We start from the raw sequence: 22,331 nt of genomic DNA on the forward strand, positions 1-22,331 counted from the left end.
GATTACAAAATAGGAGGCAAAAATGTTAGACATCTTAAAAAATAATTTCTTCTTTGCTGTTGTTCGTGGTAAGGATGAAGCTGATGCAATCAATATTTCTCGATACGCTATTAAAGGTGGTATTCGTAATATTGAAATAACTTTCTCAACGCCTAATGCAGCTCAAGTGATTAAAGATTTATCTGAGGAATTTGAAGATTTTAAAGATGTTGTCATTGGAGCTGGAACGGTAATGACAACTGACTTGGCTAAGGAAGCTATTGATGCTGGAGCAAGTTTCCTTGTCAGCCCTCACTTTGATGCAGCGATTGCAAGCTTAGCGGTTGATAACAATGTCTATTACTTTCCAGGCTGTGCTACTGCAACAGAGGTAGTAACAGCTATGAGAGCTCAATGTCCTATTATAAAATTATTTCCTGGCGGTGTTTTAGGACCTGGCTTTATTAAAGATATCCATGGCCCAATACCAGAAGTAGATCTCATGCCGTCAGGTGGAGTCGCTATAGAAAATGTTGCTGAATGGAAAAAAGCTGGAGCTGTTGCGGTTGGAGTCGGATCGGCATTATCAAAGGATGTAGCAAGTCAAGGCTATCAAAGCGTTACAGAAATTGCTAAAGCCTTTGTTTCAGCTCTTAACTAATAAGGAGAAATGTATGGTTTTTAACGATGATAAGTTTATGTTAAAAAATGAAGCAGCCGAAAAGCTTTATATTCAGATTAAGGATCAACCAATCTTTGATTATCATTGTCACTTAGATCCAAAAGAAATTTTCGAGGATAAAGTTTATGATAATATTGTTGATTTATGGCTGGGCGGCGACCATTACAAGTGGCGACTGATGCGAGCGAATGGTGTTTCAGAAGATGACATTACAGGCTCTGCCAGCAAATTAGATAAATTTAAAGCATTTGCAAGAACAATCGAAAGAGCTTATGGGAATCCGGTTTATCATTGGTCAGCAATGGAGTTGAAAAACATCTTTGGTATAAATGAACCATTGACTGAAGCAAATGCTGAACAGATGTACCATCAACTAAATGAGTATTTAGTAAGACATCAGATCAGCCCAAGAAAATTAATTGCTGATAGTAAGGTAACTTTTATTGGAACAACGGATAGTCCTCTAGATGATTTGAAATGGCATCAAAAATTAGCTGCTGATAAGACGTTTTCAACCATTGTTGCTCCAACCTTTAGGCCAGATCAAGCATTTATTGAGCATGGGCAATTTTCGAGTTTTGTCAAAGACTTGAGTCAATTGACAGGCAAAACAATTACAGATTTTAAAACATTCGTTAGTGCTTTGGAAGACCGGGTTGCATATTTTGCAGACCATGGTTGTAAAGCAAGTGATATCAGTTTTACGGAAATTGTCTTTGAAAGTGCTGAGCAATCTGAACTTGATTGTTTGCTCCAAAAAGGTATTCAAAATCAGCAAGTAAGTCAACATGACATCCGTCAATGGCAAACAGCTGTTTTTTCAGAGCTATGTCGACTTTATAAAACATATGGCTTTGTGACTCAAGTTCACTTTGGAGCCCTTCGTAATAATCATTCTGTCCTTTATCAAAAACTTGGTGCTGATATTGGAATAGATTCTATGGGGGATCAAACCGCTTTGGCAGCTAATATGAATCGCCTTTTAGATCATTTGACTGTGACTGATAGTTTGCCAAAAATGATTTGGTATAACTTAAATCCAAGTTATAACATTACGGTAGCTAATACACTTGCTAATTTCCAGGCTAATGAAGCTGGGATCAAATCCTACCTTCAATTTGGAGCCGGCTGGTGGTTTGCTGATACGAAGCTTGGTATGATTAGTCAAATGGATGCTTTGGCAGAACAAGGGATGTTAGCTAATTTTGTTGGTATGTTAACAGATTCGCGTAGCTTCTTGTCATATCAACGTCATGATTATTTCAGACGAATACTTGCAAGTTACATTGGTCAATGGATCAGCCAAGGCGAAGTTCCAGAGGATTATGAAGCGCTTGGTCAGATGGTTCAGGATATTGCTTATAACAATGCAAAAGCTTACTTTAAGAACTAAGAAAATAGGGGAAAAACGATGAAAATGTCATTTAGATGGTATGGGAAAAATGATCCTGTATCGCTTCAAGAAATTAAAGCTATTCCAGGAATGCAAGGAATTGTAACGGCTGTTTATGATGTACCAGTTGGTCAGGCTTGGCCCTTGGAAAATATTCTTGAGCTCAAAAAAATGGTAGAAGATGCAGGCCTTGAAATCACAGTTATTGAGTCTATTCCTGTTCATGAAGATATTAAACAGGGTAAAGCTAACCGTGATGAATTGATTGAGAATTATAAGATCTCAATTGAAAATGTTGGTAAAGCTGGAATTCCGGTTGTTTGCTATAATTTTATGCCAGTCTTTGATTGGACACGTTCAGACCTTAATCATCCTCTTCCAGATGGATCTACCTCATTAGCCTTTCTTAAATCTGACTTAGAAGGTGTGGATCCAGTGGCTGATGATTTAAATTTGCCAGGTTGGGATTCTTCTTATTCAAAAGAAGAAATGAAGGCTATTATCGAAAATTATCGTCATAATATTTCGGAAGAAGATTTGTGGGCGAACTTGGAATATTTTATCAAAGCTATTATGCCAACGGCTGAAGCTGCGGGTGTTAAAATGGCCATTCATCCTGATGACCCTCCATACGGTATCTTTGGACTTCCTCGTATTATTACTGGTCAAGAGGCAATTGAACGTTTCCTTGATATTTATGATTCAGAAAATAACGGTATTACCATGTGTGTAGGTTCTTATGCATCAGATCCTAAAAATGCTGTCATTGCGATGACTGAGTATGCTTTAAAACGTAATCGTATCAACTTTATGCATACGCGTAATGTGACTGCTGGTGATTGGGGCTTCCAAGAAACAGCTCATTTATCTCAAGCTGGTGATATTGATATGAATGCTATTATTAAACTGTTGGTCAATTATGATTGGCAGGGAGCTCTTCGTCCAGACCATGGACGCCGTATTTGGGGAGACCAAACCAAAACGCCTGGCTACGGACTCTTTGATCGTGCTCTAGGAGCTACCTATTTTAACGGTTTGTATGAGGCAAATATGAGAGCTGAAGGGAAAATGCCTGATTTTGGAATAAAAGACAAAACAGTCGGTCATAACTAAGAGTGTCTAATTGACAGGAGCCAGATAAGAGAGGAAAGAATATGTCTAGAGTAATTGATTTTAATAATAAAGTTGTAGTTGTTACAGGTGCAGGTGGTGTCCTTTGTGGTTTCATGGCTAAAGAGTTTGCCAAAGCTGGTGCTAAAGTTGCCCTTTTAGATTTAAATCAAGATGCAGCACAAAAATTTGTTGATGAGATTGAAGCAGAAGGTGGTACTGCAAAAGCTTATAAGACGAATGTACTTTCAAAAGAAAACTTAGAGGAAGTTCGTCAAGCAATCCTTAATGATTTAGGTCCGACAGATATTCTTGTCAATGGTGCAGGTGGAAACAGTCCTAAAGCAACAACTGATAATGAATTTCATGAATTGGATTTACCATCTGAAACAAAATCATTCTTTGATTTAGATGAAGCGGGAATCAGTTTTGTTTTCAACTTAAACTACCTAGGAACTCTTCTTCCAACGCAAGTTTTTGCTCAGGATATGGTTGGTCGCCCTGGTGCTAATATTATTAATATTTCATCAATGAATGCTTTCACACCTCTAACAAAAATTCCAGCTTATTCAGGAGCTAAAGCAGCTATTAGCAATTTTACGCAATGGTTAGCTGTTCACTTCTCTAAGGTTGGTATCCGTTGCAATGCTATCGCTCCGGGTTTCCTAGTTACTAATCAAAACCGTGGCTTACTCTTCTCTGAGGATGGTCAACCAACAGCACGTGCTGAGAAAATCCTTAATAATACACCAATGGGACGATTTGGAGAGGCTGAAGAACTTATTGGTGGCCTTTTCTTCCTAGCTGATGAGAAATCAGCAAGTTTCGTTAATGGAGTTGTGTTGCCAATTGATGGTGGCTTTGCTGCTTACTCTGGTGTTTAAGAGCCCTTATAAGGATAATTAAACTGTTCTTGATTTACTAGTGAGATTTAGGTAAAAAGGTCATATGCGTAGAGACCTTTTTACCTTGTTTGTGATATTCAAAATATCAAGACATACTATCGTGTGGTAATTAGTTTACACGTAAATATTGGGAGGTTCATATGACAAGTAAAAAGCAAAAGTATATCTTTTGCGTAGATTCAGATGGTTGTGCTATGGATACCATGACCTATAAACACCAGTTGTTTTTTGGCCCTTTAGCTGCAGACATTTTTGAAGTTACTGACAAAGAAGTTTTTTTGCAGGAATGGGATCGCATTAATCTCTTTTCTAAAACGAGAGGGGTAAATCGATTCGTTGGTTTGGTGATGGGATTGGAATTTGCTGGGGTTTCTGATATTGCGGCTTTAAAAAATTGGGTTGAGACAACAAAGTCATTGTCAAATCAATCTTTAGAAATCGAGATTGCTAAAGAAGGTAGTCAAGATTTAATAAAAGCCTTACAATGGTCAAATGAAGTCAATGCCCAGATTAAAAGTTATGAAGGTCAAGCTTTAGCCTTCCAAGGCGCTAAAGACGCTCTCGAAAAATTGCACCAGGTTGGGGAAGTCTTTGTTGTTAGCTCAGCTAACAAAGAAGCTGTAGAAGAAGAATGGAAGGATCAAGGGCTTATGTCCTATGTTACTGAGCTTTATTGTCAAGATCGTGGGAAGAAAGAAGATGTTATTGCTCAACTTATAACTAAGGGCTATGACAAATCAAAGATTCTAATGATTGGCGATTCTCCAGGTGATTTGGCTGCCGCAGAAATAAACGATGTCTCATTTTATCCGATTTTAGTCGGTCAAGAAAAATCTTCTTGGATAGCGCTGAAAGAAAAAATTGCGGATACCTTTATTAGCCCAGGTTTAGATAACCTTGAATTAGCACAGTTAAAAGAGAAGTTCTGGAAAAATCTACAATAACTCAACAATCAGAAAGGATAGCAATATGACACATTTAGTAGATTTAAGTAAAAAACCATACAATCTTGATCAGGAAGCTATTGATTGGGTCGAAAAGACCATCGCTTCGATGACGCTTGATGAAAAGATTGGACAGTTATTTGTTAATATGGGAAGTAGTCGCACAGAAGAGTATTTAACGCAGGTTATGACAGACTACAAATTTGCTGCTGTCCGTTATGCACCAGGTCCTGCAGCAGATATTTGGGAACAAAATTACATTTTACAAACCAAATCAAAAATCCCAATGCTTATTGCTGCTAATACAGAATCAGGTGGTAATGGTGCGGTAACTGATGGTACTAAAATTGGCGATGAGGTAAAAATTGCTGCCGCAAACGATCCTAAATATGCTTATGAATTAGGACGGATTGCAGGATTAGAAGCTTCAGCAGTAGGCTGTAATGCTTCATTTGCACCAATTATGGATTTGAGTCGTAACTGGCGTAACCCCATTATTGCTAATCGCACTTGGGGCAGTGATGTTGACCAAGTGATTACTTTATCAAAAGAATATATGCGCGGCATTATGGAACATGGCATTATACCATTTGCAAAACATTTTCCAGGAGATGGAATTGATGAGCGTGATCATCATTTATCTTATGCTTCAAATCCCATGACTAAAGCAGAATGGATGGAAAGCTTTGGCCGGATTTATGGAGAAATGGCTGATGCAGGCTTACCAGGAATTATGGCTGGTCACATTCATTTACCTAATGTTGAAAAAGAAATGTATCCAGAGCGGGACTTTGATGACATGCTTCCAGCTTCCTTAAATAAAGTGTTATTGGATGAATTATTACGAGGTGAACTTGGTTATAACGGTGCTATCGTAACAGATGCATCGCATATGGTAGGTATGACATCGTCAATGCCACGTCGTGAGCTTTTACCTACTGCGATTGAAGCAGGCTGTGATCTCTTTTTATTCTTTAATGATCCTGATGAAGATTTAGCATGGATGAAAGAAGGATATGAAAAAGGTATCCTTTCTGATGAGCGTCTTCACGATGCGTTGCGTCGGACATTAGGATTAAAAGCGCGCTTGGGTCTACACAAGTACGACAATTGTCGTGAGCAAATCATGCTTTCTAAGGAAGAAGCAATGGCTTTAATCAATACAGAAGAAGCAAAAGGTATTTCTGATCAGATTGCTGATGCAGCAATTACGCTTGTTAAAGATAAGCAAAAGGATATTTTTCCAGTTACCCCAGAACGTTATAAACGTATTTTAATAGTAGAAGTAGATGGCTATAAAGGCGGTTTTGGAGCTCTTATTAATTCTGGTAAAAAACGTGCTTCCGATACCTTGAAAGAGCTGCTAAAGAATGCTGGACACGAAGTTTCTATTTGGGAAAATACAGAAGAACGGATTAAGAAATTACCCGAATCAGAACAAGCAGCAGCTATCCAAAATGTTTATGCTTCAAAACGTCCAATTTCAGCTATAACAGATAATTATGACTTAATTATTAATCTTGTAGACGTCAATTCTGGAGGAACAACCCAACGTATCATTTGGCCAGCTGCCAAAGGCACACCAGATCAGCCGTTTTACGTTCATGAAATTCCGACCATTGTTGTTTCTGTACAGCACCCATTTGCATTAGCTGATATGCCTCAAGTGGGAACTTATATTAATGCTTATGATGGTATGCCAAATACAATGGCTGCTTTATTTGAAAAACTGTCTGGGAAATCAGAATTTAAAGGTGTCTCACCTGTGGATGCTTATTGTGGCCTTATTGATACGCATATTTGGCGACAAAAGTAATTCTTGTATCGTATAAGAACTCTTTGTAAGAAGGGTTCTTTTTAATTATTAATACAGTTGTTTAATATTTGCAAACTGTTATAGTAAATAGGTGAAAAATTTGTTATAATTATCTCGAATTAGGCAAGGAGAAGGGGATTTTATGGACTTTTGGACACATTTAGCACAACTATCTCTGATTGAAACTGAACGCTTATATTTACGCCCCATAACCTACTTTGATAGTGACGCTTTTTTTGAATTCGCATCAGATCCTAGTCAGTTATCTTTTATTTTTCCAGCAGTGGCAACCAGGTCAGAAAGTGATTACCTATTAACACATGCTTTTTTGAGAAAACCGCTAGGTTGCTGGGCTATTGCTGAAAAAAATCAGCAAGATATGATTGGTTTTATTAAGTTTGAAAATATTGTAGTTAGCAGTGCATCGGCCGAGCTTGGTTATTTTTTAAGTCACAAGTATCGCGGTCGAGGCTATATGACAGAAGTGGTTAGGCATTTACTTGCCTATTCCTTTGAAGATTTGAGCTTTAAGTGTCTGAAAATTGTAACCCATAAAGAAAATATTGCTAGTCAAAAAGTTGCACAGGCGACATCATTTTCATTAAAACGTGCTTTCAAAGGCAGTGATCGCTATACCCATAAAGTAAGGGACTATCTGGAATACCAAATATCAAAAGGTGACTATCATGAGTAAACATCAGGAAATTTTAGACTATTTAGAGAAACTAGCTATTGGTAAACGGGTCAGTGTTCGTAGTATTTCCAATCATTTAAAAGTTAGTGATGGAACTGCTTACCGTGCTATAAAAGAAGCGGAAAATCGTGGTATTGTTGAAACAAAGCCACGAAGTGGGACGGTTAGGGTTGAACGTAAAAATCGGATACGTATTGATAAATTAACTTATACGGAGATCGCTCGTATTAGTAACTCAGAAGTTTTAGCAGGGCATTCTGGCTTGGGACATGAATTTAGTAAGTTTTCAATTGGTGCCATGACTGAAAAAAATATTGGACGTTACTTGGTTAAAGGTGGTCTACTTATTGTCGGGGATCGTGAGGAAATTCAATTATTAGCTTTAAAAAATCATAATGCTATTTTAGTTACGGGTGGTTTTCCAATTTCAAACCGCGTTCTTTCGACAGCTAATCAACTAGGAATTCCTGTTATGGTAACACATTATGATACGTTTGCGGTTGCAACTTTGATAAATCACGCTCTCTTGAATTTTAGAATCAAGACTGATTTGAAAACAGTTGAGAACAGCCTGATCCCATTAAGCGACTATGGTAGGCTTTATGAAACAGATAAGATTGAACAATTTAGTCGTTTAGCTAAGGAAACAAATAATGTCCGTTTCCCTGTTATTAATCAGGATTATCAAATTGTCGGTGTCGTGAGTATGCGTGATATTGTTGGCAAATCAGGACAACTGACACTTAAAGAGGTGATGTCGCAAGATCCGATTTTTGTTTCTCCGAACACGAGCTTAGCCAATGTTGGTCAGAAAATGATTTTTGAAGATCTAAATATGTTACCTGTGGTTGATGATGATGCCCGCGTTATTGGTGTTATTACTCGGCGGTTGGCAATGGATAATCTAAAAAATAGCCCCTCTATTAGTCATCATACCTATAGTGAACAAATAGTATCTGAGCTGGAAGAATACAATCACTATTTCCAACTTGTTGTTGAACCTAATATGATTGATAGTACTGGCAACCTCGCCCAAGGTATTATTTCAGAAGTTTTGAAAGAAATTACACTGAAAGTCTTTACAAGAAAATATCAAAAAAATATCATTATTGAACAAATGATGATATACTTTTTACATGCCGCTCAAATTGAGGATCAATTAAAAATTTATCCTAAAATTATTACTGAAAACCGAAGAAGTGGTGTTCTAGATTTTGAGATCTATGTCAATAGTCAGATAGTTGCTAAAGCGGTTATTACCAGTAAAATTAACTAAGAACGAAAATAAACAAGGAGATTTAATAAATGATAACATTAAAATCTGCACGAGAAATCGAGGCAATGGACATTGCGGGCGATTTCTTAGCAAGTATACATATTGGCCTACGGCAAATCATTAAACCTGGTGTTGATATGTGGGAAGTTGAAGAATATGTCCGCAAACGCTGTAAAGAAGAAAATGTTCTGCCTTTACAGATTGGCGTTGATGGTCATATGATGGATTATCCCTACGCAACCTGTTGTTCTCTAAATGATGAAGTAGCTCACGCTTTTCCAAGACACTATATTTTAAAAGATGGTGATTTGCTCAAAGTTGATATGGTGCTTAGTATGCCTCTGGACAAAACAGTTATTGATGTGGCATCACTAGACTTTAATAATGTTGCTCAAATGAAAACAGTGACTCAGCCTTATAATGGCGGTTTAGCAGACTCGTGTTGGGCGTATGCTGTGGGTAAACCATCCGAAGAAGTCCAACAATTAATGGATGTCACAAAAGAAGCTATGTATATTGGCATTGAAAAGGCTCAAGTTGGTAATCGTATTGGTGATATAGGAGCTGCTATCCAAGCTTATGCTGAAAGTCATGGTTATGGTGTTGTCCGTGATTTAGTAGGACATGGTGTAGGACCAACGATGCATGAAGAACCAATGGTACCAAATTTTGGTACGGCTGGGCGTGGTTTACGCTTAAAAGAAGGTATGGTACTAACTATAGAACCAATGATTAATACAGGTACCTGGGAAATTGATACAGATATGAAAACTGGTTGGGCTCATAAAACCTTAGACGGAGGTCTATCTTGTCAATATGAACATCAATTTGTTATTACCAAAGATGGCCCGGTTATCCTAACTAGCCAAGGAGAAGAAAGAACCTACTAAAATGGAAAAGAATAAAAACCTTTTTACCAGATTAATGGAAAAATGGCAGTATGAACCTGTTCAAGCTTTTATGAAACATTTTGCCAGTGCAGAGATGGATTTGTCTTCAATTGCTGTAGCCTATTACCTTATTTTAACGGTTTTTCCTCTCATTATTATTGCAGCTAATATTTTTCCCTATTTAAATATTGATATTTCTGATTTACTAAATTTGATGAAGCAAAGTTTGCCAGTTGATATTTATAAACCAGCTGCATCTATTGTCACTAATATATTTTCAAAGCCTGCTGGTAGTATTTTGGGAATGGCCACCGTAGCTGGTTTATGGACAATGTCACGAAGTTTGACATCCTTGCAAAAGGCTATTAATAAAGCTTATGGGGCCTCCCAGCATCGTGATTTTTTGGTGAGTCATATCATTGGTCTTTTAATCAGTGTTTTTATTCTCTTTCTATTAACATTTGTCTTGATTTTTTCAACCTTTTCAAAGGCAGCTATTCAAGTCATAGACAAACACTATCATTTAAGTGATAATATTACTTCTCTATTTTTACTACTGATTCAACCCATTACCATTGTTATAATTTTTATTGGTATTATGGTTTTGTATTTTCTCCTTCCAAACGTTAAAATACGTAAAATCCGTTACATATTACCCGGTACTTTCTTGACAGCCTTTGTTATGACATTTATGAGTAACATGCTTGCCAACTATGTTGTGCATAGTGTTGAACGAATGGTAGATATCAAAATGTTTGGGTCTATCATGATTTTCATTATCATGCTATGGTTCATCTTTTTAGCTCGGATTTTGATTTTCGGTGCTATCTGTAATGCTACCTATCAAGAATTAGACCAAGGTAAGTTGGTTGGTAGAAGGGGCAATGTGGCTTCTATTATGGAGCGTGTTTTCGGGAAGAAAAAAGTAGATAAAGAAAACAAAGATAAAACTAAAGGTTAGAAAGATAGCTTATTCTTTCTAACCTTTTTATGCTAGAACTTCCAAAATAGATATGATAGAATGTTAAGGATTGGACAAGGAGAAAGCATGAAACTCAAAACAGATTCTAGACCTTTACGAGGGTGCTTAACAATGCCTGGTGACAAATCCATTAGTCATCGAGCAATCATTTTTGGAGCAATTGCAGAAGGAATTACAGAGATTGAAGGACTTTTAAAGAGTCATGATGTTAATGCAACTATCTCAGCTTTTCGACAAATGGGAGTTTTAATAGAAGAGAGAGGTCAAAAAGTTATTGTTCATGGACAAGGTTTTTCAGGGCTTAAAACTCCTCAAAATACCCTTGAAATGGGAAATTCAGGGACATCCATGCGACTTTTGTGTGGGGTTATAGCTGCTCAAGATTGGACTGTAACCCTAAAAGGTGATGCTAGTCTGAGCAAGCGACCAATGGATCGCGTTGCTGTTCCGCTAGAATTAATGGGAGCTGAGATTTCAGGCCAAGGCTATGCTAAGCAACCTCCTATTACCGTAAAAGGAAAAACACATCTTAAAGCTATTACTTATCATTTACCCGTGGCTTCAGCACAAGTAAAATCGGCTATTCTGTTAGCAGCCTTACAAACTCGGGGACAAACCAAACTAGTTGAAAAGGCTATTACACGTAATCATACAGAAGAAATGATCAGGATTTTTGGTGGCCAGATTCAACAATCAGAGAAAGAAATAACTATTAAGGGGCCCCAATCCTTAAGAGGACAAAAAATTAAAGTAGCAGGAGACATTTCCAGTGCAGCCTTTTGGCTAGTAGCGGGATTAATTGTACCAGGATCAGATATTAGGCTGGAAAATGTTGGTATTAATGAAACGAGAACCGGTATTTTAGATGTTATCAAAAATATGGGAGGACAAGTCGCTATTGAAAATTACGATAGTAAGAATCAATCAGCTCATCTAAGAGTTACTTATTCTGAATTGAGAGGTACCGAAATTTCAGGAGCTTTAATTCCTCGATTAATAGATGAACTTCCAATTATAGCTCTTTTAGCAACACAGGCAAAGGGACACACGATTATTAAAGACGCTGCCGAACTAAGACTAAAAGAGACTAACAGGATAACAGTTGTTGTTGACATTCTCCAAAAAATGGGTGCACAAGTTGAAGAAAAAGCTGATGGAATGATTATTACAGGTGGTCAAGAGCTAGTAGCTTGTCAAGCAGATGCGCAAATGGATCATCGTATTGGAATGATGGCTACAATTGCTGCTCTGCTCGTAAAAAAAGGGACTATGACTTTAAAAGGAGCAGACGCTATTGCGACTAGTTACCCTAATTTTTTCGCAGATTTAGAAAGATTACAAGATGACTAAGGTATTACTTGGATTCATGGGAGCAGGAAAAACAACAATTGGCTCCTTATTAGATAAGCGTTTTTTAGACATGGATATGATTATCGAAGAACGGATTGGAATGTCTATTTCGGATTTTTTTAACCATCAAGGCGAAGCAGCATTTCGAGCAATTGAATCAGCTTTGCTAGCAGAATTGATGAGTATGAAAGGTGACTACATCATTTCAACAGGAGGCGGTGTAGTGATTAGTCAATCAAACCGTGAACTGTTACGTCAAAATCGAAAAAATAATATTTTACTTTCAGCTTCTTTTGACGTTCTGTATGATCGGATTAAAAAGGATAAAGTCTTTCAACGACCTCTCTTTTTAAATAATTCGAAAGAGGATTTTCATGGTATTTTTGAGCGACGGATGACACTTTATGAAGGCCTCTCTGATTTAATTATTAATGTTGATAATAGAACTCCTGAAGAAATTGTGCGTATTATTAATAGCATCTAGTAAGTAAATGATGATATTTGAAACTGATATGACAAGCATTAATAATGCCATAATTAAGTCTTAAAAAAAGAATTTTTCACAGACAAGTTGGATAAGTTAAGTTATAATAGAAACTACTGAAGTAGTTGAGAGAGAAATATAGTTGAAGCAAATGAGATAAATATGGCAAGAGATGAAAAAAATGGTTTAAGTCACCACGAAGAACTAAGGTATTTTTACTTACTGAGGAATTTGAATTATCTAAGTGAAAATGAGATGAGAGAGTACCGGTATTTAAAAGCCAAAATGGAAGCTACAATATCCGATAGATTCACCTCTTATCCCTACAAACCTGAAACGCAGAGAACCTTTGAGAACCAGCGTTTTCGGGATTTTTCTGCTTCCGACCATTATCAAGGGACACAAAGTGTGGATGCTACTGATAATAATCAGGCTTACCAACCAGAGGAAACCTTTCCAAGTGGGTTACCTATTTATCCGGATAAGCCTTCCATGTCTCGTAGTTCTAAACGTCACCAAAGGTTTAAGCGAGAAGAAGCAGTAGCTCCCGAAATGTTTGAAGCAGAAACTTCTATACACCAAACCTATGAAAATCTAGATACTAGTAGAAACAAAAAAAATAAAAAGCCCAAGAAAAAAGGAAAGTTAAAACGAAATCTTAAGTTTTTAGGCTTTATTTTGATGGTGCTAATAGCGGGTGTCATTTTTATGTTTGCAAAAGGTTATTTTGATATTTCCACTAATAAAGCCAAATATAAGCCTGCTGTTACAGAAACCTTCAATGGTGTTGATACTAAAAACGGAACCAATATCCTAATACTAGGCTCAGATCAACGGGTTACACAAAAATCAGATGATGCCAGAACAGATACTATTATGGTGCTTAATGTTGGTAATAAAGATAAAAAAGTTAAGATGGTTAGCTTTATGCGTGACACCTTAGTCAATATCCCAGGTTATAGTTATAACAATAGTGATTCATATGACCTCAAGTTGAATTCTTCTTTTAATTTTGGCGAGCAAGATGGCCATAAGGGTGCTGAAATGGTTCGTAAGACCTTAAAGCACAATTTTGATATAGATGTGAAATATTATATGATGGTTGACTTTGAAACTTTTGCAGAGGCTATTGATACCTTGTTCCCTGATGGTGTTAAAATAAATGCAAAATTTGCAACTATTTCTGGAGAAGCCGTAAATTCCGTTAAAGTTCCAGATGATTTAAGGATGAAAAATGGAGTTGTACCAGATCAGACCATTAAAGTTGGCGAACAGCGTATGGACGGTCGGACGCTACTTAACTATGCTCGGTTCCGAAAAGATGATGATGGCGATTATGGACGAACAGTAAGACAACAGCAAGTTATGACAGCTGTCATGTCACAAGTCAAGGATCCAGTTAAACTCTTTACAGGATCTGCAGCGATTGGAAAACTTTATGCTTTGACTTCAACTAATGTTCCTTCTGGTTTTATCCTTCAAAAGGGACTAACTTCGCTCACTTCCGGAGCAAAGGTTGAACATGTCACTATTCCAGCTCAAGGAGATTGGGTGGATGAGTTTGATATGTATGGTGGTCAAGCTTTATACATTGATTTTGCCAAATATCAGAAAAAATTATCAAAAATGGGATTACGTTAAAGTATGTTATAATGAAGAGTAACTAAGGTTGCTCTTTTTTAGTGCCAACCCCTCAAAGTAAAGGAAAAATAATGTTAAAGAAAAATGATTTAGTCGAAGTAGTAATTGAAGATTTAAGCCATCAAGGGTCAGGTATAGCCAAAGTGGATGGTTTTGTCTTCTTTGTGGAGAATGCTTTACCAACTGAACGCATTACCATGCGCGTATTAAAGCTCAATAAAAAGATTGGTTTTGGTAAAGTTGAAGAATATCTGGAAAAATCCTCGTATCGAAATGAAGACCTTGACACTGCTTACTTGAGGACTGGTATCGCAGACTTTGGACACCTAGCTTATGAACAGCAACTACTTTTCAAAGCCAAGCAAGTTAAAGATAATCTTTATAAAACAGCTGCTATCAAAGAGGTTGAATTATTACCAACCATTGGTATGGACCAGCCCTATGCCTATCGCAATAAAGCACAAATCCCAGTGAGACGGGTGAATGGACAGTTAGAAACAGGTTTTTTCAGAAAGAATTCTCATGATTTATTGCCTATCTCTGACTTCTATATCCAAGATAAAGAAATAGATAAGCTGATTCTCTTCGTTCGTGACCTCTTACGTCGTTTCCAAGTTAGTCCTTATAATGAAGCAGATCAGTCAGGCCTGATTAAAAACTTAGTTGTCCGGCGTGGCCATTATTCTGGCCAAATGATGTTAGTCTTTATCACTAGCCGACCAAAAGTTTTTCGCGTAGAGCAAATGGTTCAGCTCATAACCGAAGCTTTCCCACAGGTCGTTTCCATTATGCAAAATGTTAATGATCAAAATGGTAATGCTATTTTTGGTAAAGACTTCAAAGTACTCTACGGACAAGACCACATCACCGACAGGATGTTAGGTAATGACTACATGGTTTCTGCTCAGTCCTTCTACCAAGTCAACACTGTCATGGCTGAAAAACTTTACCAGGTAGCTATTGATTTTTCAGATTTAAATGCTGAAGATGTAGTCATTGATGCTTATTCAGGAATCGGTACTATCGGCTTGTCATTTGCTAAAAAGGTTAAAAAAGTTTATGGTGTCGAGGTGATAGAAGCTGCAGTCAAAGATGCTCGAAAAAACGCTGAGCGAAATGGTATCCACAATGCTGAATTTGTTATAGGTAGTGCAGAAGCAACTATGGAAAAATGGAGCAAAGAAGGAATTAAGCCAAGTGTCATTCTAGTTGATCCACCTCGTAAAGGCTTAACAGAAAGCTTTATCAAAGCAAGTGCAGCCATGGCGCCAAAGAAAATCACCTATGTATCATGTAACCCAGCTACCATGGCGCGTGACATCAAGCTCTACCAAGAACTAGGCTACGATCTCAAAAAAGTACAACCAGTAGACCTTTTCCCACATACACACCACGTGGAGTGCGTAGTGTTGCTACAACGAAGCAAAGGGTAAAAATCCTTTATTTTAAGCACTTTTTCAAGCATTTTGTCTTTATTGAAAAGAGTGATTTTGACATAAAAAAGGTGCAAAAAAAGTACATTGATGTGAACGTCTGTTTGGATGTCGACTGCGTAGACAAAAAATAGATACGTCAGTAATAGGTTAACTAAACGAGAACATTCTAATAAGTGTTCTCGCTTTTTTATTTTCAGGAGGAAAATCATGCAAAAGAATGAACAGTCATCACGACAAATTGTGATGTGTCATCTCATGGCTATCATGGGAATCGAAATTGAGAAAGCGACATGGATAGTTGCTGAAATGGAAGAGTCAGGGCTAATTCAATTTGATGAGTTAGGAAATATCGGTTTATTAGTGTTGGAGGGACAATCATGAAACGTATCACCGCAAATCATTATCAAACGTCAGAGCGTTACTATAAACTCCCAAAACTCTTATTTGAGAGTGAGCGCTACAAGGATATGAAACTTGAGGTTAAGGTTGCTTATGCTGTTCTAAAAGACCGTTTGGAATTGTCATTAAGTAGAGGGTGGATAGATGAAGATGGGGCCATTTATTTGGTCTATTCTAACTCCAAACTCATGGCACTACTTGGCTGTTCCAAGTCAAAATTACTGACGATTAAGAAAACATTACGTGAGTATGGCTTGATAGATGAAGTCCAACAGTCTTCCAGTGAAAAAGGACGCTTGGCCAATAAGATTTACTTAGGGGAGCTAGAACATGAACCTACCCCCGTCTTAAATTCAAACGGGGGTAGTGTTCAAAAAACACTAGGGGGGTATCAAAATCAGCCGGGGCCGGTCTTAAATTCAGCCACTAGTGAGACTGAAGTTAGTGAGACTGATATGAGTGAAACTAAAGAGAGTGAGTCAGTCATTGAGGACGAGGAGGAGAAAGAAAGTCAAACAAGTAAGAAAAATGACAATGACTATTTTCAATGTAAGGTGGAGCAAGTCACAAGATATGACAGAGATTACATTTGGGGACTGGTTCATGACCAGTTGAGACAAGTTGGTCTATCACGTGCCGCTAGTGATTATGCCATGATTTATTTTGATCATCGTTATCAGTACGCTTTAGAGAATATGAGGTTTGCGGACAGAACAGAAACGATAGCGGAATACGTCTTTAATGGCGTCTTATCCGAATGGACCACGGTCCAACGCTTAAAAGAACTAAAAGGGGGTGAGTAAGATGTTTTGGTGGATATTATTAGGTATTTGGGGATTAGGAATGATTTGGTTTATTTTTGAACTTATCACTGCCCCAGAAATGGAAGATCATTGTTAAGCAAGGACGTTACGCAAGAAGTAAGGTCCTTTTTAGTTTTGTCAGAAAGGAATGAGAACCATGAAATTTTTAGATTTGTTTGCAGGAATTGGAGGCTTTCGACTGGGGTTAACCCGTCAGGGCCATGAGTGTATTGGCTTTTGTGAGATTGATAAGTTTGCGAGGAAATCTTACAAGGCCATCTATAAGACCGAAGGAGAAATAGAATTTCATGATATTAGACAAGTTACAGACCAAGACTTTAGACAACTTAGAGGGCAAGTGGACATCATCTGTGGGGGATTCCCTTGCCAGGCATTTTCACTCGCAGGCAGACGATTGGGATTTGAGGATACTAGGGGAACTCTGTTCTTCGAGGTTGCTCGAGCGGCCAAACAGATCCAACCACGTTTTTTATTTCTCGAAAATGTCAAGGGCTTACTCAGTCACGACAAGGGAGAGACATTTCGAACAATCCTCACCACATTGGATGAGTTGGGGTATGATGTTGAATGGCAGGTGCTTAACAGTAAAGATTTCCAAGTGCCGCAAAACCGTGAAAGAATTTTTATTATCGGACATTCTAGAAGATTCCGTCCCCGATTCCTATTTCCTCTCAGAGGAGAAAACAGCTCAGCTGGTCTTGAACGATTAGGTAATATTAATCCGTCAGGCAAAGGGATGAATGGAGAAGTCTATTTATCACGTGGGCTAGCACCAACTTTAACCAGAGGAAAAGGTGAAGGAACTAAAATTGCCATTCCAGTTTTAACCCCTGATAGGCTAGAAAAACGCCAACATGGGAGACGTTTTAAAGGGAACGATGATCCAATGTTTACTTTAACTAGCCAAGATCGACATGGTGTAGTTGTCGCAGGAACCTTACCAACAACGTTTGTGCAGACTGGACGAGTTTATGACCTTTCAGGGCTTTCTCCAACGTTGACAACCATGCAAGGAGGGGATAAAGTTCCTAAGATTCTTTGCCGTGAAGAAGCACCGCATTTGAAAATTAGGGAGGCGACCAAATTAGGCTATGCCAAGGCAATAGTGGGAGATTCTGTCAACCTTGCTTACCCAGAGTCTAACAAACGCAGAGGACGAGTGGGAAAGGGGATTTCAAATACTTTAACCACTTCTGACAATATGGGAGTGGTTGTTGCTGCTTTGGAATACCGTAAGGACAAGTGGTATGAAGTGACTGGAATAATCCTAGAGGGAAAACTGTATCGTTTGAGAATCAGACGCCTAACCCCAAGAGAGTGTTTTAGGTTACAAGGATTTCCTGACTGGGCTTTTGAGAGGGCAGAAAGTGTTTCAAGTAAAAGTCAGTTGTATAAACAAGCAGGCAATAGCGTGACCGTCACTGTTATTGAAGCCATTGCTAGAGAATTTAGAAAGATTGAAGAGGAAGAAAAACATGAAATTATTACATAGTAAAAGTATTAGGAACTGTACGGAGCTAGAAGAAGCCATACATCAAGCAGAAGTAGAGAGATTTTCGGAAATGATTGCTTCTTTACCCAATTATGATTGTGACATTGATGTCACTTTTGAAGATGACTACCACAAAGAAATGAATTATCCGTTAGCTCATGAGTCCAACTTACACCGTATTTTTGAATTTATTGAAACCCAAGACATCAAAAATGGTGTTGACACTTATCTAACGGATGAGAACGATCTCGCCTTTAGGGCATTTGGTCAACATTATATGGCAAATGGAAAAGATGGTTTATTGACTACACTGATTACAGTAAAGAGTTTTGGTGAAGGTCGGTCACCCATCAATATGAGTAAGGTGTTTACTCCACCAACTCAAGCATTAGAGAAGGAGCTATCTGTGTAGGAGGAAGCGATGTTAGAAATCTATTTAAGTCGAAATACCAGTCGGAATCAGAAACTCCTATCTTTTTGTGACTCACATGGTATTTCCTACTCCAGTAAAGAAGTAAGTAACCTGTCACGTGAAGACTTATTGGGCTTGTTTACCAAAAGCAGTGATTGTTTTACGCTCTTATCCCCCTCGCTACAACGATTTAAAGGTCATAGAGAGATGAAATTGAGTGAGTTAGTGTCGTTGGTTTTACGGAAACCTGACCAGAATCTTCGTCTCCCACTTGTTGTTTGTGAGAACAAAGTGTATCCCGATATGAGTTTAGAAGAAGCAAGGACCTTTCTTCCGAGAAGTCAAAAAGTGGTTTCCTTTCGTGAACATCTTTTTAAGGATCTGGTGACATAAGGAGGAGTTATGAACGATCGTTTTTGGGAAAATTTGGAAATTATCGTTATGGAAAAAGGACTGTCATGGGCTGACCTTGCTCGACAGATGTTTAAGGGCCAATACGTCTACCCTAGTGAGTTTAAGCGCCTCTACCAAACCTTTCGTCACTACAAATCTCATCGTCTCATGCCACAAGGCAAATGGGTGGAGAAAATAGTGAGCGTCTTAGAGATTGACTATGAGGACTTGTTTAGGAGATAGCGATGAAACAACTAGTAGTGATGTACGGAGCCATTCATGTCAATGTCCTCCTTGTGAGTTTATACTTGGTTGGTTGGCTAAATGGGGCATGGTTACCTGTTTTACAAGTGACGTTTCTAGCCCTGCTATTGTGGAGCTGGAAAAGGTACCAGATACCTAAAAGAAAGCTATCCTTGAAGGAGAGAGGGCTTTGGATGTGTGGTAGTCTTGGTGTGATGGCAAGTATGGCTCTTATCATGAGTACTCTATTTTCAGGAAGCGAACCAAACCAAGCAACGTTAGTGACTGTTCAAAATCAGATTCCTATTCTCTCCTTTATTTTCTTTCTTCTTAATGCCAGTGTTGTGGAAGAAGTCTTTTACCGAGAAGTGTTGTGGGGAGTCTTGCCTCAACCAGTTGTTCAAGTGTTATTAACGAGTTTTCTCTTTGCCTTAGCCCACCACCCCTCTAGTTTATTCACTTGGGTGCTTTATGGGAGTTTAGGTCTCACACTTGGTGTGGTGAGAGGGCAAACAGACTGCTTGACGTCCACACTTATTCACCTGTCTTGGAACGGAATTGTCTTTTTCCTATCTTTATTGTGATACCAAAATCAAGGGTGCTTTCGTATCATGAAAGCACCCTATTGTTTTGATAAGGGAATCACATAAAGGAGGAAATGATGTCATCCGAACAACAGGAACGCCAAGCGATTCAATATGCGGAACGGAGTGCTATGTTTACGGTGAAGGTCCTTCTCAAACTCTTAGAGTGGTCAGCCAGACACGCCCTGGCACAAGACTCGGCTTATAAAATTGGGGTTCAAAAGTTAGAAGAACTCCTTCAAAGTCCATATGCCATTGAGTCGCTGAATATCTCAAAAGACATTTTGGATAAACCAGTTGATGTCGAGAAATTCAAGGAATTGGTGGAATCAGAAAACCTTCCTATTGCCATTAGTTGGCAAGGAGATTACCTTCATTTCTATGCTAAGGATAAGTCGCTCTTAGACAAGCACTTAGATGAGTTGCTTCAGAAGTTGGTTTCCAATCCAGAAAAAATGAAAGGGCTAACTATGGATAAAACTCTTGATGAGGAAATCGCACAAGCCAAGGAACAGATTGTGATGTCAGAAGCCTCTGCTGTGAAAACAAAGGAGGTCATTCTCTAATGGTCTCAGGGAAAAAAGTTTTTATCTTTGGTATTTTAGGGCTTGCTCTTGGCTATTTCTGCCATCGGCTAGTCTTGCTTTACGATAGTCTACCTAATCAACCACCCTTGGAACGTCTTGCCTATCTCTTAGGAGAGGGACAGAATCAGGTCTTAAATCCCTTGTGGAATGGCAACTTTACAGGTAAATCAGTTTTGGGCTTTTGCTTTGGATTTGTGACGATGGGCCTAGTCTATCTTTATGTCTCAACTGGTCAAAAGGTTTACCGAGAAGGGGCTGAATATGGCTCTGCTCGCTTTGGAAATAGCCGTGAGCGTAAAGCCTTTATCAGTAAAAATCCCTTTAATGACACTATTTTGTCACGAAACGTTAGGCTAACCCTGTTAGAAAAGAAAGTCCCACAGTTTGACCGAAACAAGAACTTAGTTGTCATCGGTGGATCAGGGGCAGGAAAGACCTTTCGCTTAGTCAAACCCAATCTGATTCAGCTTAACTGTTCCAATATTGTCGTTGACCCTAAGGATCACTTAGCTGAAAAGACAGGGAAGCTCTTTTTAGAAAATGGCTATCAGGTCAAGGTCTTAGACCTTGTAAACATGCTTAACTCAGATGGCTTTAATCCTTTTCGTTATGTGGAAACGGAGAATGATTTGAACCGTATGCTTACGGTCTATTTCAATAACACTAAGGGCAATGGCAGTCGCAGTGATCCTTTTTGGGATGAAGCTTCCATGACCTTAGTCAGAGCCATTTCCTCTTACTTGGTGGATTTTTACAATCCTCCAGGTAGCACCAAGGAAGAAGCAGACAGTCGTCGTAAGCGAGGGCGTTACCCCTCTTTTTCTGAAATTGGAAAACTCATCAAGCTCTTATCCAAAGGAGAAAATCAAGATAAGAGTGTCTTAGAAGTGATGTTTGAGACCTATGCGAAGACATATGGGACAGAAAACTTCACCATGCGTAACTGGGCAGACTTCCAAAACTACAAGGATAAGACCTTAGATTCGGTGATTGCAGTAACGACTGCTAAGTTTGCCCTCTTTAACATCCAATCTGTCATTGACTTAACGAAACGTGATACCTTGGACTTAAAGACATGGGGGATGCAGAAAACCATGGTTTATCTCGTTATTCCAGATAATGACACCACCTTTCGGTTTCTTTCAGCCCTCTTTTTCTCCACGGTCTTTTCAACCTTAACCAGACAAGCTGATGTGGACTTTAAGGGACAACTGCCTATCCATGTCAGAAGTTACCTAGATGAGTTTGCGAATTGTGGTGAAATTCCAGACTTTGCGGAACAAACCTCAACGGTTCGCTCACGGAACATGAGTCTCGTACCCATTCTTCAAAACATTGCCCAACTTCAAGGACTTTATAAGGAGAAGGACGCTTGGAAAACCATTCTAGGAAACTGTGATAGCTTGCTTTATCTTGGAGGCAATGATGAAGAGACCTTCAAGTTCATGAGTGGTCTCTTAGGCAAACAAACCATTGATGTGAGAAGTACCAGTCGGTCGTATGGCCAAACAGGGTCTGGGTCAACGTCTCATCAGAAAATCGCAAGGGATCTCATGACCCCTGATGAAGTCGGAAACATGAAACGTGATGAGTGCTTGGTGAGAATTGCAGGGGTTCCAGTCTTTAAGGAAAAGAAGTATTTTCCTTTGAAACATAAGAACTGGCAATACTTAGCGGATAAGGAGTCAGATGAACGTTGGTGGCATTACCACATTGACCCCCTCAAAACAGAGGAAGTTCCGTTTGAACCCTCAGACCACAAGGTTAGGGATTTAAGCACAGAAAGCACACTACACTAATAGAAAAGAGGAATCG

23 protein-coding genes are annotated in these 22,331 nt (G+C 38.6%); all 23 read left to right on the plus strand.

Annotated features, from left to right (window positions below):
* The first annotated feature begins 22 nt into the window (after positions 1-22).
* The 23 genes from DQM45_RS03085 (at position 23) to DQM45_RS03195 (ending at position 22,315) form a co-directional block, all read left to right on the plus strand.
* On the plus strand, positions 23-640 hold the full coding sequence (locus DQM45_RS03085; RefSeq protein ID WP_003085978.1) for a bifunctional 4-hydroxy-2-oxoglutarate aldolase/2-dehydro-3-deoxy-phosphogluconate aldolase: 618 nt from the start codon (positions 23-25) through the stop codon (positions 638-640).
* A 13-nt stretch (positions 641-653) separates the two neighbouring features.
* Positions 654-2,054, plus strand: a complete 1,401-nt coding sequence (gene uxaC, locus DQM45_RS03090; protein WP_003084029.1) for a glucuronate isomerase — start codon at positions 654-656, stop codon at positions 2,052-2,054.
* 18 nt (positions 2,055-2,072) lie between these two features.
* A complete protein-coding gene (locus DQM45_RS03095) occupies positions 2,073-3,167 on the plus strand; it encodes a mannonate dehydratase (RefSeq protein ID WP_003084591.1) in 1,095 nt (364 codons plus the stop codon).
* Positions 3,168-3,208: 41 nt separating this feature from the next.
* Entirely contained in the window at positions 3,209-4,048 is an 840-nt protein-coding gene (locus tag DQM45_RS03100; protein WP_003082613.1) for an SDR family oxidoreductase, read from the plus strand.
* Positions 4,049-4,209: 161 nt separating this feature from the next.
* Entirely contained in the window at positions 4,210-5,013 is an 804-nt protein-coding gene (locus tag DQM45_RS03105; RefSeq protein WP_003085027.1) for an HAD family hydrolase, read from the plus strand.
* A 25-nt stretch (positions 5,014-5,038) separates the two neighbouring features.
* Positions 5,039-6,829, plus strand: coding sequence for a glycoside hydrolase family 3 protein (locus tag DQM45_RS03110; RefSeq protein WP_003083100.1), 1,791 nt, complete (start codon positions 5,039-5,041; stop codon positions 6,827-6,829).
* 142 nt (positions 6,830-6,971) lie between these two features.
* Positions 6,972-7,523 carry a GNAT family N-acetyltransferase gene (locus DQM45_RS03115; protein WP_003085728.1) on the plus strand — a complete coding sequence of 184 codons (552 nt, stop codon included), beginning with the start codon at positions 6,972-6,974 and terminating at the stop codon, positions 7,521-7,523.
* Positions 7,516-8,799, plus strand: a complete 1,284-nt coding sequence (gene spxR, locus DQM45_RS03120) for a CBS-HotDog domain-containing transcription factor SpxR (RefSeq protein ID WP_039984829.1) — start codon at positions 7,516-7,518, stop codon at positions 8,797-8,799. The genes DQM45_RS03115 and spxR overlap by 8 nt, the downstream gene beginning before the upstream one ends.
* Positions 8,800-8,828: 29 nt before the next feature.
* A complete protein-coding gene (locus tag DQM45_RS03125; protein WP_003082554.1) occupies positions 8,829-9,689 on the plus strand; it encodes a methionyl aminopeptidase in 861 nt (286 codons plus the stop codon).
* A gap of 1 nt (position 9,690) precedes the next feature.
* Positions 9,691-10,650, plus strand: a complete 960-nt coding sequence (locus DQM45_RS03130) for a YihY/virulence factor BrkB family protein (protein ID WP_003084482.1) — start codon at positions 9,691-9,693, stop codon at positions 10,648-10,650.
* Between the two features lie 87 nt (positions 10,651-10,737).
* On the plus strand, positions 10,738-12,021 hold the full coding sequence (aroA, locus tag DQM45_RS03135; RefSeq protein WP_003083407.1) for a 3-phosphoshikimate 1-carboxyvinyltransferase: 1,284 nt from the start codon (positions 10,738-10,740) through the stop codon (positions 12,019-12,021).
* The gene (locus DQM45_RS03140) at positions 12,014-12,505 is read left to right on the plus strand and encodes a shikimate kinase (RefSeq protein ID WP_003084920.1); all 492 of its coding nucleotides are present in this window, start codon (positions 12,014-12,016) and stop codon (positions 12,503-12,505) included. Before aroA ends, DQM45_RS03140 begins: the two co-directional genes overlap by 8 nt.
* A gap of 162 nt (positions 12,506-12,667) precedes the next feature.
* Positions 12,668-14,146, plus strand: a complete 1,479-nt coding sequence (locus DQM45_RS03145) for an LCP family protein (RefSeq protein ID WP_003083604.1) — start codon at positions 12,668-12,670, stop codon at positions 14,144-14,146.
* Positions 14,147-14,217: 71 nt separating this feature from the next.
* A complete protein-coding gene (rlmD, locus tag DQM45_RS03150) occupies positions 14,218-15,579 on the plus strand; it encodes a 23S rRNA (uracil(1939)-C(5))-methyltransferase RlmD (protein WP_003085278.1) in 1,362 nt (453 codons plus the stop codon).
* 210 nt (positions 15,580-15,789) lie between these two features.
* The gene (locus DQM45_RS03155) at positions 15,790-15,963 is read left to right on the plus strand and encodes a hypothetical protein (RefSeq protein ID WP_003084018.1); all 174 of its coding nucleotides are present in this window, start codon (positions 15,790-15,792) and stop codon (positions 15,961-15,963) included.
* A complete protein-coding gene (locus DQM45_RS03160) occupies positions 15,960-16,784 on the plus strand; it encodes a replication initiator protein A (RefSeq protein WP_003085233.1) in 825 nt (274 codons plus the stop codon). Before DQM45_RS03155 ends, DQM45_RS03160 begins: the two co-directional genes overlap by 4 nt.
* 157 nt (positions 16,785-16,941) lie before the next feature.
* On the plus strand, positions 16,942-18,297 hold the full coding sequence (gene dcm / locus DQM45_RS03165) for a DNA (cytosine-5-)-methyltransferase (protein ID WP_003084878.1): 1,356 nt from the start codon (positions 16,942-16,944) through the stop codon (positions 18,295-18,297).
* Positions 18,281-18,709, plus strand: coding sequence for a hypothetical protein (locus tag DQM45_RS03170; RefSeq protein WP_003082657.1), 429 nt, complete (start codon positions 18,281-18,283; stop codon positions 18,707-18,709). The genes dcm and DQM45_RS03170 overlap by 17 nt, the downstream gene beginning before the upstream one ends.
* 9 nt (positions 18,710-18,718) lie before the next feature.
* A complete protein-coding gene (locus DQM45_RS03175) occupies positions 18,719-19,102 on the plus strand; it encodes a thioredoxin domain-containing protein (RefSeq protein ID WP_003082591.1) in 384 nt (127 codons plus the stop codon).
* A 9-nt stretch (positions 19,103-19,111) separates the two neighbouring features.
* A complete protein-coding gene (locus DQM45_RS03180; protein ID WP_003085021.1) occupies positions 19,112-19,345 on the plus strand; it encodes a hypothetical protein in 234 nt (77 codons plus the stop codon).
* Positions 19,346-19,347: 2 nt separating this feature from the next.
* Positions 19,348-19,929, plus strand: coding sequence for a CPBP family intramembrane glutamic endopeptidase (locus DQM45_RS03185; RefSeq protein ID WP_003083858.1), 582 nt, complete (start codon positions 19,348-19,350; stop codon positions 19,927-19,929).
* A gap of 77 nt (positions 19,930-20,006) precedes the next feature.
* Entirely contained in the window at positions 20,007-20,495 is a 489-nt protein-coding gene (locus DQM45_RS03190; protein ID WP_003084600.1) for a hypothetical protein, read from the plus strand.
* Positions 20,495-22,315 (plus strand): VirD4-like conjugal transfer protein, CD1115 family, encoded by a 1,821-nt coding sequence (locus DQM45_RS03195; RefSeq protein WP_003086094.1) that lies wholly within the window; start codon positions 20,495-20,497, stop codon positions 22,313-22,315. The genes DQM45_RS03190 and DQM45_RS03195 overlap by 1 nt, the downstream gene beginning before the upstream one ends.
* The last annotated feature ends 16 nt before the right edge of the window (positions 22,316-22,331 follow it).

It is taken from the genome of Streptococcus porcinus (assembly GCF_900475415.1).
Taxonomy (GTDB): domain Bacteria; phylum Bacillota; class Bacilli; order Lactobacillales; family Streptococcaceae; genus Streptococcus; species Streptococcus porcinus.